The following is an 11,934-nucleotide window of genomic DNA, read 5'->3' as shown; positions in this document are numbered from 1 at the left end:
GTACCGGAATGGGAGACATGATGGTCTTCTGGCTCAACCGTTATCTCCGCCACGGATGTACTGGCGGCATATAACGGACATAAAAGGCGGGGGAGACCCCGCTTTTTCTTTTGCGCGGATGTCTTCACGTACGGGACTTTGCGTGTTGCAAGTCGTGCGTTCGACGACGGTTCCCCACAGCCACCATATGGCGCGTACCCCTATTTGACGAAAACAGGCAGGTGGGGCGTTTTCGCGATTCCATTCCCGGGGAAAAGGCTCTAAAGCGGAGTATCTCCCCGCAAAAGCCGCGAAAGCTTTCCCTCCATGTCTGCCGTTGCCGCGAATGTCGCCCCGATTTTCATTCTCATCCTGATCGGCTGGCTGACAGTCAAGGCCGGCCTGTTCAGGGCCGATGCCGGCGATATCCTCAGCGATTTCGTGTTCAAGATCGCGGTGCCGACCTTGATCTTCCGCACGCTTGCGGAAGCGAATTTCCATGGCGCATCGCCTTTCCGGCTCTGGATCACCTATTTCGCCGGCGTGGCCGTCACCTGGACGGTCGGGCATATCGTCACCCGTTATGTCTTCAAGCAGGATGTTCGCATCGCCGTCATCGCCGGCATTTCTTCGGCCTTTGCCAACAATATCTTCATCGGCCTGCCGCTGGTCGGGCGTTCCGTGGGGGATGAGGGGCTGGTGGCTCTCTCCATCCTGCTCGCCATCCATCTGCCGGTCATGATGATCGCCGGTACGATCCTGATGGAAAATGCCACGCACAAGGCGGTTGGCGGCGAAAAGCGGGGTATGGCGGCGGTGTTTAAACAAGTGGGCCGCAATCTCGTCACCAATCCGCTGGTGATCGGACTTTTCATTGGGCTTTCAACCAATGTTTCCGGTGTAACACCGACACCGATCCTGAAAACCGTGGTTGATCAGATCGCTTCCATGGCGGGGCCGGCGGCGCTTATCTCGCTTGGCATGGCGCTGACGAAATATACCATTCGCGGCAATATGGGCATTGCCGTCACCATGACGGTTTTCAAGCTGCTGCTGCTGCCCGCCTGTGTATGGGCCATGGGCCATGCTCTCGGCCTCAGCCGCGAATGGACGGCGGCGCTTGTTCTCACCTCATCGGTTCCGACAGGGGTGAATGCCTGGCTGATTGCCAACCGCTTCGGTATCGGCCACAGCGTTGCGGCCTCCACCATCAGCATTTCCACGGCGACCGGCGTTCTTTCCGTGTCGCTGTGGGCATGGCTGTTGAGCTGATTATTCTGTCGAGCTGATTATTTCTGTGCGCTCAGAATCTTGAAGCGGGCGTTGCGGCACACTTCAGTGCTGGTGCGGAATTCAGCCGCGAGCACCGGCTCATAGGGCATGCCGCGATTGGCGACCATCAGCAGCTTGCCACCGCTGCGCAGCGCGCCGGCGGCAGCCTTTATGAAGGCCTGACCGAGGGCAGGTTCTGCCGCCTGTCCCGCCGCATGGAAAGGCGGGTTCATGATGATCAAGTCGTATTTTTCCTTCGGCGGCTCGTTTGCCAGGTCCTGCCAGAAGAAGCGCGTCGTCAGACGCGGATTGTTTTCGAGAAGATTGGTCTTGGCGAATTCCAGCGCGTTCCAGTCCGCTTCGAAAAGGTCGATGCGAGCGGTGCGCGGCGATTTTTCCGCCAGCATGATGGAGAGATAACCCCAGCCTGCGCCAAAATCGGCGGCATTGCCGTCGAAGTCGGTCGGCAGGCGCGATGCGAGCAGCTCCGAGCCGTCATCCACACGATCATGCGAGAACATGCCGGGCAGGGCGGTGAAGCGACCTTCCACCGTCGCAGGCTTTTGGGCAAGCTTGGAGACAGCGGTCGAGACATCGTCCGGCCGTTTGAACCAGAGCGCGACGCCGTGATATTTCGGCGTCGATTCCGTCTCGATGCCGAGCTTCGTCAGTGTCTTGCGCAGCGTCAGAATACCGTCTTCCTTCGATCCGGCTGCGACGATCAGGCCTCCGGCCTTCACCCGCGAAAGTGCTTCGGCGACACGGTTTTCGTTCTCGCCACGATGTTTGCCGCAAAGCAGCAGCGCCGCATCGTAATCTTCGCCCGAAACATCCGGGGTGACCTTCGCGCCCTGAGCCTCAAGGGCCCGGTAAAGCGGCCGAAGATGCTGAACCGCAACGATCTCCGCGTCGAAACCATCCAGCCGCGGACCGGCTTCCGCTCCCAGAAACAGAACGCGTTCGCCCTCTTTCGGCATGGCAAGCATGTCGGAGGCAAAGGGATGGAAAAGGGTTTTCACGGCGTCACGGCTCATGGGAGCGTCCTCGAGGTAGGATGGAGTTTGTCAGGGAAAAGTGGAAACCGGTTTTCCCGAAAAGACAAACGATAACAAAAACGAAAAAAAGGCGCGGGCAAAACCCGCGCCTCGATAGGGTCTGGCGGCGCGGCCTTATTCGGCAGCGGCTTCGCCGTCTTCCTTCTTCTTGTCGGCAGCGACTTCCTTGCCGGTTGCCTGGTCGACAACCTTCATGGACAGGCGAACCTTGCCACGCTCGTCGAAGCCCATCAGCTTGACCCAGACCTTGTCGCCTTCCTTGACGACGTCGGAGGTCTTGGCGACTCGCTCGGAAGCGAGCTGCGAGATGTGGACGAGGCCGTCACGGGCGCCGAAGAAGTTGACGAAAGCGCCGAAGTCGGCGGTCTTCACGACCGTGCCTTCGTAGATCTGGCCGACTTCCGGTTCAGCAACGATGGAGTGAATCCACTTGCGGGCCGCTTCGATTTCCTTGCCGGAAGAAGAAGCGATCTTGACGGTGCCGTCGTCTTCGATGTTGATCTTCGCGCCGGTCTTTTCGACGATTTCGCGAATGACCTTGCCGCCGGAACCGATGACTTCACGGATCTTGTCGACCGGAATGTTCATGACTTCGATGCGCGGTGCGAATTCGCCGAGCTGGCTGCGGCTCTCGGTGATGGCATTGGCCATTTCGCCGAGAATGTGCTTGCGGCCACCCTGAGCCTGTTCCAGAGCGATCTTCATGATCTCTTCGGTGATACCGGCGATCTTGATGTCCATCTGCAGCGAGGTGATGCCGTCGGCCGTACCCGCAACCTTGAAGTCCATGTCGCCGAGGTGGTCTTCGTCACCGAGAATGTCGGAGAGAACCGCAAAGCGCTCGCCTTCGAGGATGAGGCCCATGGCGATACCGGCAACTGGCTTGGCCAGCGGAACGCCGGCATCCATCAGTGCAAGCGAGGTGCCGCAAACCGTTGCCATCGACGAGGAGCCGTTGGATTCGGTGATTTCGGAAACGACGCGCAGCGTATAGGGGAACTGTTCCGCCGTCGGCAGCATCGGGCGGATAGCGCGCCATGCGAGCTTGCCGTGACCGATTTCGCGACGACCCGGGGAACCCATGCGGCCTGTTTCACCGACCGAGTAAGGCGGGAAGTTGTAGTGCAGCAGGAAGCGTTCCTTGTACATGCCGGTCAGGCTGTCGACATACTGTTCGTCTTCGCCGGTGCCGAGCGTCGCAACAACGATCGCCTGGGTTTCACCGCGGGTGAACAGCGCCGAACCATGGGTGCGCGGCAGCAGGCCGACTTCCGAGATGATCGGACGAACGGTCGACAGGTCGCGGCCATCGATACGGCTCTTGGTGTCGAGAACGTTCCAGCGAACGATCTTTGCCTGAAGGTGCTTGAAGACAGCGCCGATTTCTTCCGGCGTGTATTTGGCTTCGCCTTCTTCCGGCAGGAAGTGTGCCTTCACCTTCGCCTTCACGGCGTCGACGGCAGCGTAACGGGCAGCCTTTTCGGTGATCTTGTAGGCGTCGCGCAGTTCGGCTTCGGCCAGGCCCAGCATCTCGTTTTCGAGCGCGGAGAAATCTTCCGGTTCGAATTCACGGGGTTCCTTGGCGGCAACTTCGGCGAGTTTGATGATCGCGTCGATAACCGGCTGGAAGCCCTTGTGGCCGAACATGACGGCGCCGAGCATGACGTCTTCGTTGAGTTCCTTGGCTTCCGATTCAACCATCAGAACGGCGTCGGAGGTGCCGGCGACAACCAGATCGAGCGTGGATTCGTCCATCTCGTCCAGATGCGGGTTCAGAACATATTCGCCGTTGATGTAACCAACGCGCGCGCCGCCGATCGGACCCATGAACGGAATGCCCGAAAGGGTCAGCGCTGCCGAAGTGGCGACCATCGACAGAATGTCGGGGTTGTTTTCCAGATCGTGCTGGATGACGGTCACGACAACCTGCGTGTCGTTCTTGTAGCCTTCAGGGAAAAGCGGGCGGATCGGACGGTCGATCAGGCGCGAAACGAGGGTCTCGTTTTCGCTCGGGCGGCCTTCGCGCTTGAAGTAGCCGCCGGGGATCTTGCCGGCTGCGTAGGTCTTTTCCTGGTAGTTGACGGTGAGCGGGAAGAAGTCCTGACCCGGCTTCGGAGACTTTGCGGAAACCACGGTCGCGAGAACCATCGTCTCGCCGTAGGTTGCGATGACGGCGCCATCAGCCTGACGGGCGACCTTGCCGGTCTCGAGCTTCAGCGGGCGGCCTGCCCATTCGATTTCCACGGAGTGTTGATTGAACATATCTTGTCCTTGGTTGTGGCTGCCGCTCCGGCATCGTGCCGGCGGTGGCAGCGCTGTGACTTAATCACGGGCAAGACAGCGGGAGGCTTTCGACAGGCAAGCATCCGGCAATCCTGCCCCATGACAGGTCTGCGGTTGAAAAGGAGGCACCGGCCCATCCGGTTCACCCTTATCGTCCGGGGCCACATCAGCGGCGAACGCCCGGAAATTCACGTGGCCTGAAAAGGCCGGATATAAAAACCGGCGGGCATCGTTGTGAAACCCGCCGGAGACGTTATTAGCGGCGAATGCCGAGAGCACCGATCAGCTTGGAGTAACGGGCTTCGTCCTTCTTCTTCAGATAGTCGAGAAGCGAACGACGGCTCGAAACCAGCGTCAGAAGGCCACGACGGGAGTGGTTGTCCTTCTTGTGGTCCTTGAAGTGACCGGTCAGGTTGTTGATCCGCTCGGTCAGGATAGCGACCTGAACTTCCGGAGAACCGGTGTCGCCTTCCTTCGTGGCATATTCCTTGATGAGGGCGGCTTTGCGTTCTGCAGTAATCGACATCGGACGATCCTTTCTGTTTTAAGGAAAAATGGGACGCCTAAAGCCGGGATGTCGTCCAGCTCTGGCCATTCAGCAGCATAGGCAAAGCCCAAGCTGGCGCTGCCTATAAACTATTCCGGGTGCAATTGAAAGAGGCGATTGACAGCGCCTCCCGAGCCTTGATTTAGCCGAAAACGCGCTTCGGCCGGAATTCGCCTTCGCCGATCTCGCCGATGGCAACCAGTTTGCCATGCGCGGTGGCATAGGCCTCGGGATGATTGGCCGGTGCGTCGCGCCCGCGCAGCAGGATGGGGTTGCCCATTTTCAGCCTGTGCGCCTGATCGTCGTTGATGATGAGGCGGGGAAGGGCGGAAAGCGCCTCTGCCGTGTCGATCAGGAAGGCATCCAGCGCCGCCAGCCGTTCGTCGCGGTCCTCCACGGCCTCCAGTGCCGTCAGGGTTTCGAGCGGCACCATCATGTCTTCGCCGAAGGGCGCGACCATGGTGCGGCGCAGTTCCGAAATATGGCCGAAACAGCCGAGATCGCGGCCCATATCGCGTGCCAGCGCCCGCACATAGGTGCCCTTGCCGCATTCCACTTCGAAATGCGCAGTATCGGCGTCGGGACAGGCAAGCAGTGTCAGGCGATGGATTTCCACCTCACGCGCGGGAATTTCCACCGTCTCGCCGTCACGCGCCAGATCATAGGCGCGCTCGCCGGCGATCTTGATGGCGGAAAATTGCGGCGGCGTCTGCAGGATCACACCGGTATAATTCGGCAGAATATCGCGGATCGCCTGCTCGTCCGGGCGCTGATCGGAAGACTCGACCACCTCACCCTCGAGATCGTCTGTCGTGCGCTGTTCGCCCCAGGTGACAGTGAATTCATAAATCTTCCGGCCGTCCATGACATAGGGCACGGTCTTGGTGGCATCGCCGAGCGCGATCGGCAGCATGCCGGAAGCGAGCGGATCGAGCGTGCCAGCATGGCCCGCCTTCTGGGCGTTGAACAGCCACTTGATCTTGGAAACGGCCTCGGTCGAGCCGAAATCCAGCGGCTTGTCGAGAATGAGCCAGCCGGAAATCGGGCGGCCTTTGGGTTTGCGGTTCTGCTGTTTGCGTGGTTTGGACATGCTTCAGTTCTGTTCGTCGTCTTTTTCGTTCGAAGGTCCAAGATCGCGCTGCACTTCGGGCGAGCGCAGAAGCGCGTCGATCTTCTGGTAATTGTCGAAACTCGTATCGTCGCGGAAGCGCAGTTCCGGCATGTATTTCATCTGCCGAAGCTGGGGTCCGAGACGGCCGCGCATGAATTTGGCATGGCGGTTGAGCGCGGTGATGATGTCGGTGTGGTCGGCAACGCCAAGCGGCGTCACGTAAGCGGTGGCGATCTTGAGATCCGGCGACATGCGCACTTCCGAAATGGAAATGACGGTGCTTTCGATCAGATCGTCGCGGATTTCGCCGCGCTGGAGAATCTGGGTAAGGGCGGCGCGCACCTGTTCGCCAACACGCAGCATGCGTTGCGAAGGGGCCGATGATGTTGCTTTTGCCATGGGTAATGCCTCAAACGGAGCGAGCGCCGGTAAGCCGGCGCCCGACAGTAAATTCCTGTTTTGCGGCGAGAACGCTTAGAGCGTTCTCGTGATGTGTTCGACGCGGAAGCACTCGATGGTGTCGCCGGCGCGGATGTCTTCGTAGTTTTCGAATGCCATACCGCACTCCTGACCAACCGGCACTTCGTTGACTTCGTCCTTGAAGCGCTTGAGGGTCTTGAGCTTGCCTTCGTGGATGACGACGTTGTCGCGCACCAGACGGACACCTGCACCACGTTCCACCTTGCCCTCGACGACGCGGCAACCCGCGACCTTGCCGACCTTGGTGATGTTGAACACCTCGAGAATTTCGGCATTGCCGAGGAAGGTCTCGCGACGCTCCGGCGACAGGAGGCCCGACATCGCCGCCTTAACGTCATCCACCAGATCGTAGATGATGTTGTAATAGCGAATCTCGATGCCGGCGCGTTCGGAAGCCGTACGTGCCTGTGCGTTGGCGCGAACGTTGAAGCCGATGATCGCGGCGTTGGATGCCTCGGCAAGCGAGATATCCGATTCCGTGATGGCGCCAGCACCCGAGTGAACGATACGAGCGCGGACTTCGTCGGTGCCGAGCTTGTCGAGCGAAGCGATAATGGCTTCGACCGAACCCTGCACGTCTGCCTTGATGACCAGCGGGAATTCCTTCATTCCCGAAGTCTGCAACTGGCTCATCATCTGTTCCAGCGAACCGCGCTGGCCCGTCTGACGTGCGACAGCCTTGTCGCGTGCCAGACGCTGGCGGTACTCGGAAATCTCGCGAGCACGGCTTTCGTTTTCGACAACCGCGAAACGGTCACCGGCAGACGGCGTGCCGGAAAGACCGAGAATCTCGACAGGCATGGCCGGACCGGCTTCCTTGACGTGTTCGCCCTTGTCGTTGACGAGTGCGCGAACGCGGCCCCACTGGTCGCCGGCAACGATGATCTGGCCAGGCTTCAGCGTGCCCTTCTGCACCAGAACGGTAGCGACGGCGCCGCGGCCACGGTCGAGCTCGGCTTCGATGACCGTACCTTCCGCCGTGCGGTTCGGATTGGCCTTGAGATCGAGGATTTCCGCCTGAAGCAGGATGGCTTCGAGCAGCTTGTCGAGGTTCAGCTTGTTCTTGGCCGAAACTTCGACGTCGAGAACTTCACCGCCCATCGATTCCACGAAGACTTCGTGCTGAAGCAGCTGCTGGCGAACCTTTTCCGGGTTTGCCTCGTGCTTGTCGATCTTGTTGATCGCAACGACGATCGGAACGCCGGCCGCCTTGGCATGGTTGATGGACTCGATCGTCTGCGGCATCACGCTGTCGTCTGCGGCAACCACCAGAACGGCAATATCCGTCGCCTGCGCGCCACGGGCACGCATGGCCGTGAAGGCGGCGTGGCCGGGGGTGTCGATGAAGGTGATCTTCTGACCATTCTTTTCGACCTGATAGGCGCCGATATGCTGGGTGATGCCACCGGCTTCGCCGGCAACGACGTTGGCCTGACGGATCGCGTCGAGAAGCGAGGTCTTGCCGTGGTCGACGTGGCCCATGATCGTGACAACAGGCGGACGCGGCAGCATTTCGCCTTCGTCATCCGTCTGGTTGAAGATGCCTTCTTCGACGTCGGATTCGGAAACGCGCTTGACGGTGTGGCCGAATTCGACCGCGATCAGTTCAGCCAGATCGGCGTCGATCACGTCGCCCGGCTTCATCATCTGGCCTTCCTTCATCAGGAACTTGATGACGTCGACGGCGCGTTCGGACATACGCTGCGACAGTTCCTGAATGGTGATGGTTTCCGGCAGGATCACTTCGCGCATGACCTTTTCACGGGTTTCCTGCATCTGGCTGCGGCGGAACTTCTCCTGCCGGCGACGCATGGATGCCATGGAGCGGCCGCGCGGCGTACCGTCTTCATCCAGATTGGATGAGGTGACGGTCAGCTTGCCGCGACGGCGTTCTTCTTCCGTCTTCAGGCGAGCAGCCGGCTTTGCCGGCGCAGGTGCGGCGACCTTGCCACGGACCGGAAGATTGCCACGGCGTGCACCGCGATCATCCTCGTCCTCACCATCGGCACGGCGTCCGCGCGGAGCGGCGGTTTCGGGTGTTGCGCGGGCAGGGGCGGCGGCTGCCTGAGGGCGAGCCTCGGCGCGCTGCGCCGGCTGAGCAACGGTAGCCGGCTTTTCAGCGGCCGGTTCGGATTTCGCTTCCGCGGCCGGCTGGCTTGCCGCTACCTTGGCGGCTGCAGCTTCTTCGGCGGCACGGCGTGCAGCCTCTTCCTTCTCAGCGGCGATGCGGCGTTCTTCCTCGACCTTGCGGCGTGCTTCATCTTCGGCACGCTGCTTGGCTTCGATCACGTCGCGCGCCTGTGCTTCCATCAGTGCGCGGCGACGGGCTTCCATCTCGCCGGCGGACAGATCGTGCAGGACATTGCCACGCGGGCGCTCGGGCTGGCGCTGCTGCGGTGCGGACGAGCCGGGACGCTGCTGCGGCTGGGAGGAACCCGGACGCTGCTGCTGGCCGCTGGGCTGATGGATGCGCTGCTGCGGAGCCTGCGGACGCGGTGCCGCGGGGGCAGGGGCGGCCGGCTTCGGAGCCGGTGCTGCAACCGAATGAACCTGCTTCTCGTCTTCAGGACGCATGGGGCGGCGCTTGCGTGTTTCCACGACAACCGCATTTGTGCGACCTCGACCCATATCCTGCCGCACGGTGCCCTGATTCATCCCGCCCGGTTTGAGGGTGAGAGTCTTCTTGGCCGGCGCGTTGAGTGTCTTGTCGTCGTTGTTGTCGGTCATTCCGTTCCCGTTCCTTCGGACGAGAACCGGATGACGTCCATCAGGTCTCGTCGTTCAATTGCTGCATCGGAACGCGGCGACCGTTCATGTCGGTTAACCGCGTCATTGTTCTGTCCGGGCAGCGTCGCGTTCCGCCTGAGATCGACCGCCAGGGCGGTACTGCTCAAGCATCGTTGCGCGCTTCACTACACCCTCACCCGCCTGCCCCGCAAGCGCGCAAGCATGGATAAAAGCATTCTGGCCCATCAACTCGTCCATTTCGGCTCCGCTGAAGAGCCGGAAGGACGGAATTTCATTGCCGGCATCGCTGCCGAGCGCCCAGGCCTTGCGGGCCTGGTCCAGTTTTCTCACGCCGTCGGCTGCAGCATCGGTCGCGTGGAACACGGCAATCGCGTTCCCGGATCGTACCGCAGCATCGACTTTCATCGCGCCGCTGATGAACTGGCCCGCCTTGCGCGCCATGTTCATCATTCCGGCAAGCTGCTGCGCCATCAGCCGATCGAGAAGAGTAAGAAGCTCCGGCCCGGCCTTGACGTCGCGTTTGAGAGCCCGTGCGAAGAGCTTCTTCGCGATGGCCTTCTCGATCAGGGCGCGCTCGGGTGTCACCCAGCAGCCGCGCCCCGGCAATTGGCGTTTCAGATCCGGAACGACGCTGCCGTCCGGGCCTGCGACGAAACGGATCAACTCGTCGGGTGATCCGCTCTGCCGTGTCACAATGCACATACGCCCATTGGCGTCGCCTTTGAGCCGCCCGTCATCATCCGTTTCGGGCAACTCGTCCGGCTCATGCGCCTGCGATGTCATTCCTGTTCGGCGGTATCCGCCTCCTCGGTAGCCTCAAGATCGGCTTCCTCTGCGGAAGCAAGCTCTTCGGCGGTGATCCAGCCTGCCAGAAGACGGGCCTGCACCACCATGTTCTCGGCCTCGACGCGCGAAACGTCGAGCTTGGAGAAAATGCCTTCGAACTTCTTGGTCTCGCCGTCCTTGCGCTCGCTCCAGCCGACCAGGTCGTCTGCCGCGCAACCGGCAAAGTCCTCGATGGTCTTGATGCCGTCTTCACCGAGCGCCACCATCATCTGCGAGGTCAGGCCGTCGATCTGGCGCAGCTCGTCGGTAACGCCGAGTTCCTTGCGCTTGGCGTCCATTTCGGCTTCCAGGCGTTCCAGATATTCGCGGGCGCGAGTCTGGATTTCGTCGGCAGTGTCTTCGTCGAAGCCGTCGATCGAGGAAATTTCGCCGAGATCGACATAGGCCAGTTCTTCGACCTGCGCGAAGCCTTCGGAGGCCAGAACCTGGCCAACCATTTCGTCGACGTCGAGGGCGTCCATGAAGAGTGCCGTGCGCTCGTTGAATTCCTTCTGGCGGCGCTCGGATTCTTCCTGCTCGGTCATGATGTCGATATCCCAGCCGGTGAGCTGCGATGCCAGACGCACGTTCTGGCCGCGGCGGCCGATGGCGAGCGACAGCTGCTCGTCGGGAACCACAACTTCGATGCGCTCGGACTCTTCATCCAGAACGACCTTGGCGACTTCCGCCGGCTGCAGGGCGTTGACGATGAAGGAAGCCGGTTCCTGGCTCCACGGAATGATGTCGATCTTCTCGCCCTGGAGTTCGCCGACAACGGCCTGGACGCGCGAACCGCGCATACCGACGCAGGCGCCGACCGGATCGATCGAGCTATCGTTCGAGATAACGGCGATCTTGGCGCGCGAACCCGGATCACGGGCAACCGACTTGATCTGGATGATGCCGTCGTAGATCTCAGGAACTTCCATGGTGAAGAGCTTCACCATGAACTGCGGATGGGTACGCGACAGGAAAATTTGCGGGCCGCGCTGTTCGCGGCGAACGTCGTAGACGTAGGCGCGCACGCGGTCGCCGTAGCGCATGTTTTCCCGCGGGATCATCTCGTCGCGACGAATGATGCCTTCGCCACGGCCGAGATCGACGATGACATTGCCGTATTCGACGCGCTTGACGGTGCCGTTGACGATTTCGCCGATACGGTCCTTGAACTCGTCATACTGACGGTCACGCTCGGCTTCGCGCACCTTCTGCACGATGACCTGCTTGGCGGACTGGGCGGCGATACGGCCGAAATCCATCGGCGGCAGCGGATCGGCGATGAAATCGCCGAGCTTGGCGTCCGGGTTGCGGTCGCGGGCCAGCTCCAGCGGGATCTGGGTCGAATAATCCTCAGCGGCTTCGACAACTTCCAGAAGACGCTGCAGGCGGATTTCGCCGGTCTTGGAGTTGATGTCGGCGCGGATGTTGGTTTCCGAACCATAGCGCGAGCGGGCGGCTTTCTGGATAGCGTCGGCCATTGCGGCAAGCACGATTTCGCGGTCGATGACCTTTTCGCGCGCCACAGCATCGGCGATCTGCAGAAGCTCAAGCCGGTTAGCACTCACTGCCATTTTTCTGTCTCCGTAAGTCGCATGATTGCGGGGTTCGCCCTTGTTTTCGGGCTTTACGTTGGA

The 11,934-nt window shown here is 60.9% G+C and carries 9 protein-coding genes; 1 reads left to right on the top strand and 8 read right to left on the bottom strand.

Features of this window, described 5'->3' with window-relative positions:
- The first annotated feature begins 306 nt into the window (after positions 1-306).
- Positions 307-1,251 carry an AEC family transporter gene (locus N434_RS02855; RefSeq protein ID WP_110755883.1) on the top strand — a complete coding sequence of 315 codons (945 nt, stop codon included), beginning with the start codon at positions 307-309 and terminating at the stop codon, positions 1,249-1,251.
- A 17-nt stretch (positions 1,252-1,268) separates the two neighbouring features.
- Here the strand turns inward: N434_RS02855 and N434_RS02850 are convergent, their stop codons facing one another.
- The 8 genes from N434_RS02850 to nusA form a co-directional block, all read right to left on the bottom strand.
- A complete protein-coding gene (locus tag N434_RS02850; protein ID WP_110755881.1) occupies positions 1,269-2,285 on the bottom strand; it encodes a class I SAM-dependent methyltransferase in 1,017 nt (338 codons plus the stop codon).
- A 135-nt stretch (positions 2,286-2,420) separates the two neighbouring features.
- Positions 2,421-4,568 (bottom strand): polyribonucleotide nucleotidyltransferase, encoded by a 2,148-nt coding sequence (gene pnp / locus N434_RS02845; protein WP_110755879.1) that lies wholly within the window; start codon positions 4,566-4,568, stop codon positions 2,421-2,423.
- 277 nt (positions 4,569-4,845) lie between these two features.
- Positions 4,846-5,115 carry a 30S ribosomal protein S15 gene (gene rpsO / locus N434_RS02840; protein ID WP_003492949.1) on the bottom strand — a complete coding sequence of 90 codons (270 nt, stop codon included), beginning with the start codon at positions 5,113-5,115 and terminating at the stop codon, positions 4,846-4,848.
- A gap of 163 nt (positions 5,116-5,278) precedes the next feature.
- Positions 5,279-6,226, bottom strand: a complete 948-nt coding sequence (gene truB, locus N434_RS02835; protein ID WP_110755878.1) for a tRNA pseudouridine(55) synthase TruB — start codon at positions 6,224-6,226, stop codon at positions 5,279-5,281.
- Between the two features lie 3 nt (positions 6,227-6,229).
- A complete protein-coding gene (rbfA, locus tag N434_RS02830) occupies positions 6,230-6,646 on the bottom strand; it encodes a 30S ribosome-binding factor RbfA (RefSeq protein WP_065114493.1) in 417 nt (138 codons plus the stop codon).
- A gap of 75 nt (positions 6,647-6,721) precedes the next feature.
- Complete coding sequence (gene infB, locus N434_RS02825) at positions 6,722-9,454, bottom strand: translation initiation factor IF-2 (RefSeq protein ID WP_065114494.1); 2,733 nt, start codon at positions 9,452-9,454, stop codon at positions 6,722-6,724.
- 102 nt (positions 9,455-9,556) lie between these two features.
- On the bottom strand, positions 9,557-10,258 hold the full coding sequence (locus N434_RS02820; RefSeq protein WP_065114495.1) for an RNA-binding protein: 702 nt from the start codon (positions 10,256-10,258) through the stop codon (positions 9,557-9,559).
- Complete coding sequence (nusA, locus tag N434_RS02815; protein ID WP_110755876.1) at positions 10,255-11,871, bottom strand: transcription termination factor NusA; 1,617 nt, start codon at positions 11,869-11,871, stop codon at positions 10,255-10,257. Before nusA ends, N434_RS02820 begins: the two co-directional genes overlap by 4 nt.
- Positions 11,872-11,934 lie beyond the last annotated feature (63 nt).

This window comes from Rhizobium sp. UGM030330-04, assembly GCF_003208455.1.
In the GTDB taxonomy this organism is placed as follows: domain Bacteria; phylum Pseudomonadota; class Alphaproteobacteria; order Rhizobiales; family Rhizobiaceae; genus Agrobacterium; species Agrobacterium rhizogenes_A.
Note: the sequence above shows the minus strand (reverse complement) of the source record. Positions and strands in the feature narration are given on the sequence as shown.